The sequence below is a fragment of the uncultured Gemella sp. genome (assembly GCF_963537375.1).
In the GTDB taxonomy this organism is placed as follows: Bacteria; Bacillota; Bacilli; order Staphylococcales; family Gemellaceae; genus Gemella.
The window spans coordinates 1-15,312 of sequence record NZ_CAUTDQ010000042.1 but is presented as its reverse complement, the minus strand read 5'-3'; the positions used below and the strand labels follow the sequence as shown (position 1 = coordinate 15,312).

Genomic DNA, 15,312 nt, shown 5'->3' with positions numbered 1-15,312 from the left:
AATACCGACCTCCAAAAAGTTAGATTTTTTGGTCTAACTTTTTGGGGTCGGTACACGAACCCAAAAGCCCTAAATTTTAAAAAGTGTATATGAAGACTAATAGACGCAGTGGTTTATTGATATCTAAATACGCTTTATAAAAACCCTTTTTAGATATCTAATAAACTTTGCGGGGTGACTCGACAAAATCGATTTCTTCGAAATCACGATTTTTGAGTCACTCCCTTTAAGTCGGTGTATATAGTTATTTCATATCATTTATTTCAATAATAGGTGAATCAGTATTGTCGAAAATTCCTTTTACTACTGATCTTGCTACTTTTTCAACTGGAAGAGGATAAACATTTTTGAAAAATGGTATCCCTAATTTTGAAAAGAATTTAATAGGTAATATATTGAAATAAGAGGTAAGTCTTTCTTTACCATACATAAGGCCTGGGCGTACTATTAGATATTCTAGTTTTGAATCTACTACTAATTTTTCTCCGTTGCGTTTACTTTCTATATATTGTTTAAAGCCACCATTTGCAGAAAAATATACAAGTTTATTGATATTTTGTTTTTGGCATAGTTTAATTGTCTGTGCTACACTCTCTGTATTTAGTTTTGAATATAGCTTTTTATTTTTAATTGTTCCAATTAAATGAATGGCGATATCGTATTTTTCGTTGGTTATTATATTTTCGATATCAAAAATATCTCCATGTATCCAAGTTGCTTCATCTTTAGAGATAGAGTAGTTTTGAGATCTAGATAAATAGCTAACTTTTACGTTGTATTTTTTTAATTCTTTAATTAATGCTTTTCCAACAAAGCCATTGCCACCGATTAGTAGTATGTTCATATGTACCTCGAATTGAATTATTTTTCTCATTTAAAATAGTAACATAACTTAGTACCCGAGTAAATTTATTTAAACTAATGAAAAAAAGATGATATAATAGTATCAATTTAAAAAGGAGTGTGATTGAATGAAAATAGGTTTAGTATTAGAAGGTGGGGCGATGAGAGGATTATTTACAGCAGGTGTCCTTGATGTGTTCTTAGAAAATGATATAGAAGTTACTGATATTGTTGGAGTTTCTGCAGGAACACTGTTCGGAGTAAATTATGTTTCTAAACAACCTAAAAGAGCACTACGATACAATGTTAATTATATTAATGATAAAAGATATATGAGTTTAAAAAGTTGGATTAGAACAGGTAATCTAATAAATAAAGATTTTACGTACTATAAAGTTCCATTTCAACTTGATGTTTTTGATAATAAAACATTTAAAAATTCTAAGACAAATTTCTATGCTACTGTAACAAATATAGAAACTGGAGAAGCGGAATTTATAAAAATAACAGATCCTTACAAACAAATGGAGACGTTAAGAGCAACTTCTGCACTTCCGTTCATATCGGAAATAATTGAAATAGATGAGAAAAAGTATTTAGATGGTGGAATAGCTAATAGTATACCGATAGACTTCTTTGAAAAACAAAACTTTGATAAAATAATTGTAATACTAACAAGACCAATTACATATAGAAAGAAAAAATCAACGAGTCTACAATTCAAGTTATTTTATAAGAAATATCCGCATCTAATTGAAAAGTTGGAGAATAGATATAAAGACTATAATGAAACTGTTGAACGAATATTAGAATTAGAAAAACAAGGGAAAGTATTTGTTATTCGACCAAGTGAGGATATTACTGTAAAAAGATTAGAGAAAGATACACGAAAATTAAATCATGTCTATAACTTAGGATTAAAAGACGGTAAGAATATAATAGAAGATTTAAAACAATACATTAGTAATAAAGGAGAGAAATAAAATGAGTGAAGAAATTAAAATTAATCCAGAAGAATTTGAAAGAAAATCTAAAGATGAATTAAAAAAAGAATTATCTGATTTAGAATATGCAGTTACTATGGAAAGTGCAACTGAGAGTCCGTATACTGGACAATATTGGGATAGTTTTGAAGAAGGTGTATATGTAGATATAACAACAGGTGAACCATTATTTTCTTCAAAAGATAAATTTAAGTCGCACTGCGGTTGGCCAAGTTTCTCAAAACCAATTGAAAAAGAAGTTACTAGATATTATAAAGATAACTCGCATCTTGTAGAAAGAATTGAAGTTAGAAGTAGAGTGGGAGATGCTCATTTAGGACACGTATTTCCAGATGGTCCAAGTGAATTAGGAGGGCTTAGATATTGTATAAACAGTGCTTCTATAAGGTTTATTAAGAAGGAAGATTTAGAAAAAGAGGGTTATAAAAATCTATTAGAATTATTTGAAAAATAGCAAATTAAAGAAGTAAATGATAAATGATATCGTTTACTTCTTGTTTTTTGTAAAAAAATAAGATATTTTTAATATATGTCTACCAAATCAATTCGATATAAATAGTTACAGTATAATAACAGATTTTTTATAGATATAAAATATCCATAAAAAAATAAACATTGAAAGTTAACGTTTTCATTATTTTTACAATTGGATTTCCAAAGAATTACATCAATATTTTACTATTAATTTGGTAGACAATTCAGAATTTATAATTACTGTATTAATACTGGAGTTCACAAAATGTACACAATTTGAATAAGAAAAATATTGTCTTAGTAATATGTATGCGGTACACTAAGAGTGTAACAAATAGTTTAATTAATAAATTTATTTATCACATATATAATAAAAAATTTTAAGGAGTGACATTAATATGACAACAGTTGCAGAAAAAAAAGCATTCGTTGGTGGTAAATGGCAAACAGAGGTAGATTTAGTAGATTTCATTAAATCTAACTATACTGAATATAGAGGAGATGCATCTTTCCTTGCAGGACCAACAGAAGCAACTACTAAATTAGTAGAAAAATTCAATGATTTAATGCGTCAAGAACGTTTAGCTGGTGGAACATTAGATATGGATACTAGCATTCCTTCAACTATCCTTTCTCACGGACCTGGATACATTGAAAAAGATTTAGAACAAGTTGTTGGGTTACAAACTGATAAACCACTTAAACGTGCGTTAATGACATTCGGTGGTATTAACATGGCTGTTAACAGCTGTAAAGCATACGGATACGAAGTAGACGAAGAAGTTATTAAAATCTTCACTGACTACCGTAAAACTCACAACCAAGGTGTATTCGATGCATATACTCCAGAAATGCGTTTAGTAAGAAAATCTGGTGTAATCACTGGTCTTCCAGATGCATACGGACGTGGTCGTATTATCGGGGACTACCGTCGTGTAGCTTTATATGGTGTTGACCAACTTATCGCTTGGAAAAAAGAAGACTTGGCTCAAATCGGAGCTGATGGTGTTATGACTGAACACGTTATTCGTGACCGTGAAGAAGTTAACGAACAAATTCGTGCTTTAGGTGAATTAAAAGAATTAGCTAAAATCTACGGATTCGACATTTCTGAACCAGCTACTACAGCTAAAGAAGCTGTTCAATGGTTATACTTCGGTTACTTAGCAGCTATCAAACAACAAAACGGTGCTGCAATGTCAATCGGTAACATCGCTACATTCTTAGATATTTATATCGAAAGAGATTTACAAGATGGAACAATTAACGAGTCTCAAGCTCAAGAATTAATTGACCACTTAGTATTAAAATTACGTTGCGTTAAATTCGCTCGTACTCCAGAATATAACCAATTATTCTCTGGTGACCCAATCTGGGCTACATTAATCGTAGGTGAAATGTTAGACGCTGAAAGATCATTAGTAACTAAAACTGACTTCCGTTTCATCCACACATTAGATAACATGGGTAACTCTCCAGAACCAAACTTAACTATCCTTTGGTCTTCTAAATTACCAACTGGATTCAAAGAATTCTGTTCTGAATCTTCAATCAACCACAGTGCTATCCAATATGAAAGTGATGAATTATTAGCAGACTTCTTAGGAACTTGTGACAAATCTATCGCATGTTGTGTAAGTGGTATGACTACTGGTAAAGATATGCAATTCTTCGGAGCTCGTGCTAACCTAGCTAAAGCTTTACTATACACTATCAACGGTGGACGCGATGAAAAATTAGGAATCCAAGTTGGACCTAAAACAGAACCTCTACGTGGTGTATTAAACTACGATGAAGTTTGGGCTAAATTCGATGTATTCATGGATTGGTTATGTAAACTATACATCAATACATTAAATGTAATCCACTACATGCACGATAAATATTCTTACGAAAGCTTAGAAATGGCGTTACACGATACTAAAGTTAGAAGATTCATGGCAACTGGTATCGCTGGATTCTCAGTAGCAGTAGATAGTTTATCAGCTATTAAATATGCTAAAGTAACTCCAATCGAAGATGAAACTGGATTAGCTGTAGACTACAAAGTTGAAGGTGAATTCCCAACATTCGGTAACAACGATGACCGTGCAGACGAAATCGCTGTTGAATTACTAAAAACATTTATGACTAAACTTAAAAAACACCCAACATACCGTGCAGATGAAACAACAACATCTATCTTAACTATTACTTCAAACGTAGTATACGGTAAAAAAACTGGTAACACTCCAGATGGACGTCGTGCAGGAGAACCATTCTCTCCAGGTGCTAACCCAATGAACGGACGTGACCAAAGTGGAGCTCTAGCTTGCTTAAGCTCAGTAGCTAAATTACCATATGAATACAGCCGTGATGGAATCAGCTTAACTGCTGCATTTACACCAAGCTCATTAGGTAAAACTAAACAAGATCAAATCAAAAACTTAACAGCAATGATGGATGGATACTTCAAAAAAGGTGGTTACCACTTAAATACTAACGTATTCAATAAAGAAACATTACTTAAAGTTATTGAATCTCCAGAAGATTATCCAAACTTCACAATTCGTGTATCAGGATACGCTGTACGTCTAATCAGTTTAACTCCAGAACAACAACGTGACGTATTAAGCCGTACAATGCACCAATTCATGTAATTAAGAAAAAGTAAGAAGGTGGAGGCTACGGCCTCCACTTTTTTAGATTAATAAATAAAACTATAAAAGTGTTTACAAAATAGCAATGAATACGTTATAATTGAACTATAAATAGCAGAAGGAGGAGATCGCATATGGAAATGGAAAAAGTAAAAGTGAATTCTGCAGAAGAGAAAAAAGAATTAACAGCAAATGTTCACTCAGTTGAATCTTTCGGTAATGTAGATGGTCCTGGAATAAGATATGTAGTATTCTTTCAAGGATGTATGTTAAGATGTAAATACTGCCATAATCCAGATACTTGGAAAATGCACAATCCTGATGCTAAGGTTATGACAGTAGATCAACTTACAAAAGAGATTGTAAAATATCGTGATTTCTTTGAAGCTAGTGAAGGTGGAGGAGTAACAGTAAGTGGTGGAGAATCTTTACTGCAAATTGATTTCATTTTAGAGCTTTTTAGAGAATTGAAAAAAATTGGTATAAACACTTGTGTTGATACTTGTGGTGGTTTCTATGTAAATGCACCAAGTATGAATGAAAAAGTATTAGAATTAATATCTTTAACTGACTTATTCTTAGTAGATATTAAACATATTGATGATGAACACCATATGCGTTTAACTAAACGTACAAATAAAAATATTATTCAATTTACTAATTTCTTAAGTGAACATGGAGCTAAAATGTGGATAAGACACGTACTTGTTCCAAAATGGACAGATGATGATTATTACTTAAAAAAATTACGTGAATATATTGATACATTACATGGAGTTGAGCGTGTAGAAGTATTACCTTACCACGATATGGCAAAATTTAAATATAAAGAATTAGGAATAGATTACGAATTAAATGATATTAATCCACCTACGAAAGATAGAATAAAAAATGCTATCGAGATTCTAGGTGCACGTGATGATGTTAGTTAATTAAGATAAGAGGTTGGAAAATTATTTTTTTGCAACCTCTTATATATTTATATAAAGACGACTAAAAGCTAAGTTGCTATTAGTCGTCTTTATGAATTTTATTATTGAGCTGAAGTATTTCCTTCTAACATTGATTTAATGTATGCTTCAACATCACTGTTACTTGATTTAACATTGTACTCTTCAAATAATTTTTTAAGAGCTTTACTTACGATAGTGCTATCTTTCTTAACAGCTTCTTCAGCAGCTTTTTCAGCTAATGCTGGTTTTAATTCGTCGAATGATGAGTCTTTTTCATCTAATACTTTAATAATGTGATATCCAAATGAAGTTTTTACAACATCTGATATTTTATCTTTACTTAATGAGTATGCTGCATCTTTAAATTCTTTAACAAATGAATTATCTTCTTTAGAAGACCATCCTAAGTCTCCTCCGTTAGAAGCGTTAGCAGTATCGTTAGAATTTTCTTTTGCTAATGTAGCAAAATCTCCACCATCTTTAAGTTTTTTAAGTACTTCTTCTGCTTTTTTCTTAGCTTCTTCATCACTTAATCCATTTGGATTTGATTCACTTTTAACACTTATAAGAATGTGAGCTAAGTGATATTGGTGTTTATTTTTTTCATAGCTTTCTTTAAGTTTGTCATCGTTAGTTCCAGCGTAGTCGTTAATTAATAATGTTTGAGCAGCTTTAACTTTTAGACCGTCTTTATATTTATCAAGAGTGAATCCTTGTTGTTTTAAAAGTTGTTCAAATTTATCTTTACCACCGTATTGTTCTTGAGCTTTTTGAAGTTGCTCATCGATAGTTTTTTGATCGATTTTATTTTTATATTTGTCTAAAAGTACTTTTTGAATCATCATACTAGTAGCTGTTTTTGAAAGTTGACTAGCCCCAATACTTTCTACGATATCTTTTTCTGTTACATCTCCTGCTTTACTAGAAATATATTTTGTTCCTCCAGTAGAGCATCCTGCTAAACCTATAACTGATATACTAAGAGCTATAGGTAAAATAGCTTTTTTAAATTTCTTCATTAAATTTTGTCCTCCTATGTGTACATATGTATTAATATATCATATTTTTTAATATAAAACAACTAAAGAATCGGTGAAATCAACCTTGCAAAGGCTTCTTTAATTCTTATTAGTAAACTTCTTTGTTGATATTTTTCAAAAGAAACTAGTGAAGACTTTTCTATATCTTTTAAGAAAAGATGTCTAAATTCTTTTGTAGTTTTATAGTCATACATAAATGCATTAAGTTCAAAGTTTAGTTTGAAACTTCTATAATCGAAGTTTGCACTTCCTAAACTTGAGACTTCATCATCGATGATAATCATCTTTGTATGAATAAATCCATTTTCGTAAATATATGTTTTCGCACCTAATTCAGCTAATTCTCCAATAAATGAGTATGTTGCCCAATAAACAAACATATGATCAGGTTTATTAGGTACCATAATTCTAACATCAATTCCGGATAATATTGCCATTTTTAATGCATCCATAACACTTTCATCAGGAATGAAGTAGGGTGACTGAATATAGATGTATTTTTTTGCTCTCGAAATCATATATAGATAGCTATATTTGATTTTTTGAAGTTTATTATCAGGGCCACTAGAAACTAATTGAATTGGTAAATAATTATCAACAGGTGTTGAAATATGATCAGAAGTTAATTCTAGTTGTTCTGTTTTTTTAGTTGACTGTGAATTCCAGTCATCTATAAAACGATACTCCAAAGATCCTACAGCTTCTCCTTCAATTCGAAGATGTGTATCTCGCCAGTATCCAAATTTTTTATCTAATCCTAGATATTCATCCCCAACGTTAAATCCACCAGTATAACCAATATTACCATCTATTGTAATTATTTTTCTATGATTTCTGTAATTCATACGAAAATTAATCAGTGGAAGTTTTGATTTAAAGAATTGTTTTATTTTTGCATTGTTTTTAGTAAGTTTTCTTAATGAAGAAATACTTAATTTTCTTGAACCAATATCATCATAAAGAATATATACATCTACACCTTCTAGAAGTTTTTGTTCTAGTAGGTGAAAGAGTTGTTTACCGATTCCATCTTTTTTTAAGATATAATATTGAATATGAATATAGCTTTTAGCATTTTTAATATCTTCAAATAATAATCTAAATTTTTCTTTTCCATCTGTAATAATTTGTATTTTATTATTTTTTGACAAGAATGATTTATCTGTTTCAAAATTTAATTCTATTAGATTTCTATGTTTGTGTATTACTTGTTCATTTTTTGAGATTTCATAAGGAGTTTCCCTTTTCAATAGATTTTGTTGATATTTTATCTTCTCATCATCTGAAAAAGGAAAGATTTTTTCCCTATATATAGGTCTTCCAAATATTAAATAAAGAACAAAACCTAGGTATGGAAATAGAAATAGAACTAATATCCATGCCCAAGAAGACGTAGTAGTCTGATATTCTATAAAAACAATAGAAAATGCTAATAAAGTATTTATTATTAAAAATATAGTTAATACAATATCAAAGTTTATATCGTTAAAAATAGAAGTTATATAGTAAAAAACACTTGAAATATCAATGTTTAATAATTGTAAATTAATATAATTCATAATATACCACTCCTAATTTAATAGTACCTTAAAATATATTAAAAGTCTATTAATAATATTTACGTAAATAGTGATTTTTCTTTCTACTAATAATATATAATTAACGCTAATATAAGATGGACTATTTATTTCTGAATGTATGCGGATTAGTAATAGTTAAAATTATTGATTAATTTTTGTGATATGAGTTGAATTTTTATGAATTTATATTATAATGGAATAGAGAACAAAAAAGGAGAATGTTATGCCTAATAATATTTTAGAAGAATTAAAAACGAAATTTGAAGATTTTGCAAGCGAGTTAGAAAATATTGAACCTGAAAAAGTTGATTTAACTCAAATTGATAGATTAATTGCATTAGTAGAAGAATTAGATAACGAAATTAAAACTATAAAATAATAGTAGAATTGGATAAGCTGAAGTGGGAGTGTTTTGCTTTTACTCAGCTTATCTTTATGAATGAGGATACGATGAAAAATAAAAACGGTAAAAAACTAAACGTCTTACTTACAATTAAGAAAATAGGAATTAATGGTGAGGGGATAGGATATTATAAAAAGAAAATTACTTTCGTAAAAGGTGCACTACCTGACGAAGTTATAGTTTGTGAAATAGTTGAGGAAACACCAAAATATATTATTGGTAAACTTGTTAAAGTAAAAGAACCTAGTCCGCATAGAGTAGAAATCAAAAGAGAATATGCTGAGAGTGGAGCTTATGGTTTAGCTCATGTTAGCTATGAAAAACAACTTGAATATAAACGTACAATTTTGTTAGATGCTTTTGATAAATACTATAGGCTACCAAAACCTGATAAGTTAGTATTAAAAACATTAGCTAGTCCTGTAACTGAAGGATATCGTAACAAAAATCAATTTCCTTTAGCTGTTAGAAATGGGCGTGTTATTGCAGGATTATATAGAGAAGGTTCTAATGATTTAGTTGAAATTAATGAAGATTTAGCATTACACGAAAATGGTAATAAAATAACAAACTTAGCTAAGAAATTACTTGGAAAATATAAAGTAGAAGTTTCTACGAATAAAAAGAATTATGGTGTGAAGTACATTGCCACAAGAACTTCATTTTATAATGGAGATGTTCAAGTAACATTTGTAGCGAATACTGATAAGATTAAGAACATGGATAAGATCGTTAATGAACTTAAGCGTGAAAGAATCGTTAAAAGTATTATATTAAATATTACTAATGATAAAGATCATTTAGTGATGGGAACAGAAAGTGTAACTTTATATGGTTCAGATTATATCGTTGAAAAAATCGGCGATATTAAATATGAACTTTCGGCTAAATCGTTCTTCCAATTAAATCCACCGGCAACTAAAAAACTTTATGATAAAGTAGTTGAATTTGCCGCGTTAAAAGAAACAGATGTTGTATTAGATGCTTTCTGTGGAGTTGGAACAATTGGGCAATATGTTAGCCGTAACTGTAAAGAAGTATATGGTGTAGATATTATCCCAGCTGCGATTGAAGATGCTAATGACAATGTGAAACTAAACAACTTAACAAACTGTACTTATGTTGCAGGAGATGCTAATAAAATAGTTCCACGTTGGAAGAAAAAAGGAATCAACTTTGATGTAGCAATAGTAGATCCGCCGCGTGTAGGGCTTGGACCATTAGCTAAAAACTTATTAGCAGTTGATGCTAAGAAGATTGTATATGTAAGTTGCAACCCATCTACATTAGCACGTGACTTAAAAGTGTTAACAAGAAAATATAAAATTAGACGTATTCAACCAGTAGACATGTTCCCAGGGACAGCAGCAGTTGAAGCGGTAGTTGAATTGATAAGAAAATAATTTCTAGAGGGAAAAATATGGATAGTTTTGAGCAATTGAAAAAAGAAATAATGGCAGATAGTGATAATAAAAAATACACGGATGAAGGAATAGAACCTTTATTTTCTACCCCTAGTACAGCAAAAATATTAATCGTAGGTCAAGCGCCTGGTATTAAAGCTCAAGAGAGTAAGATTTTCTTCAATGATAAAAGTGGAGTTAAACTTCGTGAGTGGATGGGAATAGATGATGAGGTATTTTATAGATCTGGATTAATAGGTGTAGTACCGATGGACTTCTATTATCCTGGTAAAGGTAAAAGTGGTGATTTACCACCACGAAAGAACTTTGCAACTAAATGGCATTCGAAAGTTTTAGAACTAATGCCTAATCTTGAACTTATTATTCTTGTAGGAAAATATGCACAAGATTATTACTTGGGAAATGATAAAAAACAAAATTTAACGGAAACTGTATTTAATTATAAACAGTACTTGCCCCGTTATTTTCCAATTGTTCATCCATCACCATTGAATTTTCGTTGGCATAACAAAAATCCGTGGTTTATCAAAGAAGTAGTTCCTGAATTACAAAAAAGGGTGAAGGAAATACTAGGGAAATAAATTATTAAAAAAAGGCTGAGGTAACTTGAAGATTTCTATGAAATCGTGATTTCAAGCTACTCTCAGTCTTTTTAATTTTCTATTATTTCAAATCTAGTCTGCTCACCATAATATATAAGTAGTGAAGATAGTATTGATTTCAATTGTTCTAAATTATCGGTTTTTAAAATAATTTCCGCCATATCTGAGATTACATTAAAAGCATCACCACTTTTTACAGAGATTATCTCTATATTTTTGTATTTTGTAGTTTTTCTAACAAATTCACCAGCAATAACAGTTGTATCGATAGCTTCATGAGGTTCAGCACCGTGTCCGCCTTTACCGTAGATAGTAACTAAATATGTATTCATAATTACTGTTCCCCCTTTAGATTTTTTATTACATTAGCGGAATTAAATGCTAGTGTTAAGAATATGGAAGCTGTTTGTTTCATTACTTCTTCTTCAAAATCAAAATTTGGGTGATGGTGTGGATATTTAGCGAAGGTAGAATTACCTGCACCGATTAAGAAGAATGCACCAGGGATTTCTTCAACATAATACGAAAAATCTTCACCGATCATTAACGGTTCAATTTCCACTTGTTTAATTTCAGGAAGAATCTTAGAAGTTGCTTTTTGTATTTCTACCGTTCCTTTTTTGTGGTTTATAAGAGGTGGATACCCTCCGTAATAAATAAATTCTATTTTAGTACCAGAATATTCACTTTCTAATGCTTTGCATAAGTTTTGAAGTTTAGTTAGCACCATTTTATGAAGTTCTTTATTGAAATGTCTAATAGTTCCAGTAATACTAGCTTTTTCAATAGAACTTTCTAATTTTCCTAAGGTGATAACAAGTGTTTCCCTTGGTTTAGAAAAACGAGAAACTATTTGTTGAGTCATACTAACAAATTCTGCAGCAATAATGTTTGCATTTTCCTTAGTGTTGATTTTCACTTCGAATCTATCAGCAGCGGCACATAGTTCTTTGTAACTATATCCTAAAGTTCCAAGTGGGAGAGGTGTCCAAAGATGAGCACCGAATATTGCATCGACTCCATGTAAGCAACCAGCATCAATCATTGGTTTTGCTCCTCCTGGAGCTTGTTCTTCTCCATATTGGAAAACTGCGACAACATCATGTGGAAGATCTTCTTGATGATCCATTAGAACTTTACACGTTGCAAGTAATGCTGTAGTGTGTCCATCATGACCACAAGCGTGCATTGCATTAGGAATTGTAGACTTGTATGGGGTATCTTTTGCATCATTTATAGGTAGGGCATCGAAGTCTGCTCGAAAAGCGATTGTTTTTGAAGAATCTTGTCCTTTGATTCTTGCGACTACACCATTTAAGCCAACGTTTGTTTTAATATTAGTAATTCCAATTTTTTCTAAATATTCTTTAATGAATCTCGCTGTATTTTTTTCGTTAAATGAAACTTCAGGATGCATATGCATATAGCGACGAAGTTCAATCATTTCTGGATAAAATTTTTCAAGTTCATCTTGTATAATTTTTTCAATCATAAAAACCTCCAGATTACTATTTTAAATTATAAATACAATTATAGCACAAATATTTTAATAAATAGAGAATTGTTAAAGAAATTGCTTTCAATTATTTTAATTTTTGGTATAATATGGGTAAATAAACACTGGTAAAACTCAATTTGGGGGTGGGAGCATGGATACATTAGATTAATAGAGAGATTTTATTAAAAAGGAGTTAATGTATGCAAATATTAAATATTAAAAACATAGAGTTTGAGAAACAAGGGAAGATATTATTCAAAATTGAAAAATTGAGTATAAATACTGGTGATGTTATTGGTTTAATAGGAAAAAACGGTTCAGGAAAGACAACGCTGTTAAAATATATTGATGATTTAGTTAAAGACAAAAATAATATTTTATCAGAGTTTTTAGAATTTGGAGAGAATTCCCTTCTTAAAAAGAGTGGGGGAGAAGTTGTTGTAAACAAGATTAGAAGTAGCTTATTATCGAATGTTGAGCTATATTTACTTGACGAGCCATCAACATACTTAGATTATAATAATGCTAACAAAATAGCTAATCTTATAAAAAGAACTCCAGCAACTTTTTGTATAGCAAGTCATGATAGGAATTTCTTAAATAATGTTTGTACAAAGTTATGGATAATCGAAAATAATACCGTGAGAGAATTTAATGGGAATTATCACGAGTATAAGCTTCAAGAAGAAATTGAGACTACTGAGTATGAAGCTGAACTGCAAAAGTACAATAAAGAAACTAAGAAGATAAAGAAAAGTATTCAAGAGATGAAAGAGGAACAGGGGAAAAAATCTGGAAAGCCAAAGAATATGAGTGGATCAGATTATAGAATTATAAGTGTAAAAAATAAAATTTCAAAAAACCAAAAGAGATTACAGAAAAAAATATCAAGACAAGAAGATAAGTTGCAGGCTAATATTAAACCTAAGCCATTAAAAGATAAATATGATATTGAATTTCTAGAAATATTTAAAGAAAGCCATAAGAAGAGTTTTTGTATTAGTGAGAAAAGATGTGAAATAGATGGAAAATTTCTTTGGGAATCACCTGGTTTTACTTTTTCTAGTGGTGAGAAGATTTTAATTAAAGGAAAAAACGGTTCGGGGAAAACTACTTTTCTAAATTATGTGAAAGAGTCCATTCCGAATTCCTTGCAAGTAGCATATTTCGAACAAAATAGATTTGATATTTTTGAGAAAGAAAAAACATTGTTTGAATTTGTGAAAGAATCTACTACATCAGATGATATAGAACTTAGAAATATACTAGCCTTACTAAATTTTAGAGGTGATGATATAAATAAAAAGATAGAAGTCTTAAGCAAAGGTGAGAAAGTTAAACTTTATTTCGTGAGTTTACTCTTTAGGAAAACAGATGTACTGTTGTTAGATGAGATTACTAACTTTTTAGATGTAGTTGCGATAGAAGCGGTAGAGAAGATATTAAAGAAATATCCTGGTATACTAATTATGGTGAGTCACGATATGGAATTTATCGATAATGTTGCAACGAAGGTTATAAACATTACGAATAAAGAAGTACTGAAATTCGAATAAATTAGAAAATAATAAAACTATTTAGGAGGGAATTTATGATAAAAATTATTATAGCTGCATTCTTAATATTAGGTTTTGTATCAGCTGTGGTTGCTAGTGTGAGATGGAAAGAAAAGAATGAGAATGAATAAATGAAAATTTAGAATATGAATCGCCTTGTTTTGTATGTTATTTTTGATTTTAAAATGCACAGAAGAAAGGAAATAAATAATCGCCTAAACCCTTAACAATCGCCTAAAACTATGGTATATTTAGGCGAAATACAAAGGGGGTGATTCAAAATCTTTATGAGAATTCATAGACGTAGTGGTTTATCGATATGTAAGTACAACTTTATAAAAGCTTTTTTAGAATCACTTTATTATTTGAGGAACTAATAAGTTTGTTTAGCTTTTTGGCGAGTTTCCTTCACCCTTGACATGTTTATTGAATTTATAATATAATTCATATATTATTTAATTTTATCTGTAAAGGAGATTGAAAATGAAGATTAACTTACCTTTTAATGAAAATATTTTACCTAAACGATTTGGGAAAGAAGCAGAACCTGGTGATGTTATTAAGAATAATCCAGTACGTTCATTTCCGTTTGAGATAACAGAGTTGCCAGAAGGAACAAAGTATGTAGCTATTACATTAATAGACTATGATGCTATTCCAGTTTGTTCGTTCCCATGGATTCATTGGCTTGTCACTGATATAGAGGTAGTGGATAATGAGGTTATTATTCCTGAAAACTATAGTTTAGACTATAAAAATTCTATTAAACAGGGGAAAAATAGTTTTTCTAGTCCACTATTGGGGATGGATTTTACTGAAATTGATTCAATTTTTGTTGGACCCACACCACCTGATAAGGATCATAGATACACAATTGAAGTTTTCGCATTATCAGATAAAACAGGTTTAGAAGATGGTTTTTACTATAATGAATTATTAGATGCAGTGGATTCAATCACATTAGATAGAGCTACTGCTGTTGTTATTGGTCAATTTTAAATTAAGAATTATCATTAATATTTGAAATCAAAGGACTTTTAGAAAAATTGTAGTAAATAATAAAGAAATCTATTAGTATTTTGTTATCTAGCTCTTTTTAGGATACTGGGAATGACACCATTGAAGTCTCAACTTAAGTTTCAGTTTAAAAAATAGTTTTAGGCTAAATTCCAGTTTTTTATTTGAACTGGAATTTACTTTTGGAATTAACACATCATTCACACAGATCCAATAATCCATTATTGTACATTTGTAAATGATGTGAGACAAAAAAAGTTAAAAATAAATACCTGATAT

The 15,312-nt window shown here is 30.2% G+C and carries 14 protein-coding genes; 9 read left to right on the top strand and 5 right to left on the bottom strand.

Annotated elements, in window-relative coordinates; translation table 11 throughout:
• Positions 1-244 precede the first annotated feature (244 nt).
• A complete protein-coding gene (locus RYK99_RS07685) occupies positions 245-844 on the bottom strand; it encodes an NAD(P)-dependent oxidoreductase (RefSeq protein WP_314991526.1) in 600 nt (199 codons plus the stop codon).
• Positions 845-971: 127 nt separating this feature from the next.
• Here RYK99_RS07685 and RYK99_RS07680 point away from each other — a divergent pair, with 127 nt between their 5' ends.
• From RYK99_RS07680 to pflA, 4 genes are all read left to right on the top strand, one after another.
• Positions 972-1,826 (top strand): patatin family protein, encoded by an 855-nt coding sequence (locus RYK99_RS07680; RefSeq protein WP_314991524.1) that lies wholly within the window; start codon positions 972-974, stop codon positions 1,824-1,826.
• A gap of 1 nt (position 1,827) precedes the next feature.
• Entirely contained in the window at positions 1,828-2,301 is a 474-nt protein-coding gene (msrB, locus tag RYK99_RS07675; protein ID WP_102170174.1) for a peptide-methionine (R)-S-oxide reductase MsrB, read from the top strand.
• A gap of 418 nt (positions 2,302-2,719) precedes the next feature.
• Positions 2,720-4,960 (top strand): formate C-acetyltransferase, encoded by a 2,241-nt coding sequence (gene pflB / locus RYK99_RS07670; RefSeq protein ID WP_204642191.1) that lies wholly within the window; start codon positions 2,720-2,722, stop codon positions 4,958-4,960.
• Positions 4,961-5,094: 134 nt separating this feature from the next.
• Positions 5,095-5,892 (top strand): pyruvate formate-lyase-activating protein, encoded by a 798-nt coding sequence (pflA, locus tag RYK99_RS07665; RefSeq protein WP_003146952.1) that lies wholly within the window; start codon positions 5,095-5,097, stop codon positions 5,890-5,892.
• A 101-nt stretch (positions 5,893-5,993) separates the two neighbouring features.
• Here the strand turns inward: pflA and RYK99_RS07660 are convergent, their stop codons facing one another.
• Positions 5,994-6,932 (bottom strand): peptidylprolyl isomerase, encoded by a 939-nt coding sequence (locus RYK99_RS07660; protein WP_271964879.1) that lies wholly within the window; start codon positions 6,930-6,932, stop codon positions 5,994-5,996.
• A 62-nt stretch (positions 6,933-6,994) separates the two neighbouring features.
• Positions 6,995-8,512, bottom strand: a complete 1,518-nt coding sequence (gene cls, locus RYK99_RS07655; RefSeq protein WP_314991519.1) for a cardiolipin synthase — start codon at positions 8,510-8,512, stop codon at positions 6,995-6,997.
• A gap of 244 nt (positions 8,513-8,756) precedes the next feature.
• On the opposite strand from cls, the gene RYK99_RS07650 reads away from it, so the two are divergent.
• The 3 genes from RYK99_RS07650 to RYK99_RS07640 are packed head-to-tail and all read left to right on the top strand — an operon-like array spanning position 8,757 to position 10,941.
• Positions 8,757-8,912: an SE1561 family protein gene (locus RYK99_RS07650; protein ID WP_003144715.1), complete on the top strand. Its 156-nt coding sequence runs from the start codon at positions 8,757-8,759 to the stop codon at positions 8,910-8,912.
• A 56-nt stretch (positions 8,913-8,968) separates the two neighbouring features.
• Complete coding sequence (gene rlmD, locus RYK99_RS07645) at positions 8,969-10,339, top strand: 23S rRNA (uracil(1939)-C(5))-methyltransferase RlmD (protein WP_314991517.1); 1,371 nt, start codon at positions 8,969-8,971, stop codon at positions 10,337-10,339.
• A gap of 17 nt (positions 10,340-10,356) precedes the next feature.
• Positions 10,357-10,941, top strand: a complete 585-nt coding sequence (locus tag RYK99_RS07640; RefSeq protein WP_314991515.1) for a uracil-DNA glycosylase family protein — start codon at positions 10,357-10,359, stop codon at positions 10,939-10,941.
• Positions 10,942-11,012: 71 nt separating this feature from the next.
• Here RYK99_RS07640 and RYK99_RS07635 read toward each other — a convergent pair whose 3' ends face one another.
• Both RYK99_RS07635 and RYK99_RS07630 read right to left on the bottom strand, forming a co-directional pair.
• Positions 11,013-11,294, bottom strand: a complete 282-nt coding sequence (locus RYK99_RS07635; protein ID WP_314991513.1) for a peptidase dimerization domain-containing protein — start codon at positions 11,292-11,294, stop codon at positions 11,013-11,015.
• Between the two features lie 2 nt (positions 11,295-11,296).
• Entirely contained in the window at positions 11,297-12,454 is a 1,158-nt protein-coding gene (locus tag RYK99_RS07630) for an amidohydrolase (RefSeq protein ID WP_314991511.1), read from the bottom strand.
• A 206-nt stretch (positions 12,455-12,660) separates the two neighbouring features.
• Here RYK99_RS07630 and RYK99_RS07625 point away from each other — a divergent pair, with 206 nt between their 5' ends.
• Positions 12,661-14,016, top strand: a complete 1,356-nt coding sequence (locus RYK99_RS07625; RefSeq protein WP_314991509.1) for an ATP-binding cassette domain-containing protein — start codon at positions 12,661-12,663, stop codon at positions 14,014-14,016.
• Between the two features lie 483 nt (positions 14,017-14,499).
• On the top strand, positions 14,500-15,015 hold the full coding sequence (locus RYK99_RS07620) for a YbhB/YbcL family Raf kinase inhibitor-like protein (RefSeq protein ID WP_274459964.1): 516 nt from the start codon (positions 14,500-14,502) through the stop codon (positions 15,013-15,015).
• Positions 15,016-15,312 lie beyond the last annotated feature (297 nt).

What these genes read in the sequence shown, in the direction of transcription:
- pflA (WP_003146952.1), top strand. Translation starts at nt 5,095, where the DNA reads ATGGAAATGGAAAAAGTAAAAGTGAATTCTGCAGAAGAGAAAAAAGAA.
- RYK99_RS07625 (WP_314991509.1), top strand. Translation starts at nt 12,661, where the DNA reads ATGCAAATATTAAATATTAAAAACATAGAGTTTGAGAAACAAGGGAAG.
- RYK99_RS07650 (WP_003144715.1), top strand. Translation starts at nt 8,757, where the DNA reads ATGCCTAATAATATTTTAGAAGAATTAAAAACGAAATTTGAAGATTTT.
- rlmD (WP_314991517.1), top strand. Translation starts at nt 8,969, where the DNA reads ATGAATGAGGATACGATGAAAAATAAAAACGGTAAAAAACTAAACGTC.
- RYK99_RS07640 (WP_314991515.1), top strand. Translation starts at nt 10,357, where the DNA reads ATGGATAGTTTTGAGCAATTGAAAAAAGAAATAATGGCAGATAGTGAT.
- RYK99_RS07660 (WP_271964879.1), bottom strand. Translation starts at nt 6,932, where the DNA reads ATGAAGAAATTTAAAAAAGCTATTTTACCTATAGCTCTTAGTATATCA.
- RYK99_RS07680 (WP_314991524.1), top strand. Translation starts at nt 972, where the DNA reads ATGAAAATAGGTTTAGTATTAGAAGGTGGGGCGATGAGAGGATTATTT.
- pflB (WP_204642191.1), top strand. Translation starts at nt 2,720, where the DNA reads ATGACAACAGTTGCAGAAAAAAAAGCATTCGTTGGTGGTAAATGGCAA.
- RYK99_RS07685 (WP_314991526.1), bottom strand. Translation starts at nt 844, where the DNA reads ATGAACATACTACTAATCGGTGGCAATGGCTTTGTTGGAAAAGCATTA.
- msrB (WP_102170174.1), top strand. Translation starts at nt 1,828, where the DNA reads ATGAGTGAAGAAATTAAAATTAATCCAGAAGAATTTGAAAGAAAATCT.
- RYK99_RS07635 (WP_314991513.1), bottom strand. Translation starts at nt 11,294, where the DNA reads ATGAATACATATTTAGTTACTATCTACGGTAAAGGCGGACACGGTGCT.
- RYK99_RS07630 (WP_314991511.1), bottom strand. Translation starts at nt 12,454, where the DNA reads ATGATTGAAAAAATTATACAAGATGAACTTGAAAAATTTTATCCAGAA.
- cls (WP_314991519.1), bottom strand. Translation starts at nt 8,512, where the DNA reads ATGAATTATATTAATTTACAATTATTAAACATTGATATTTCAAGTGTT.
- RYK99_RS07620 (WP_274459964.1), top strand. Translation starts at nt 14,500, where the DNA reads ATGAAGATTAACTTACCTTTTAATGAAAATATTTTACCTAAACGATTT.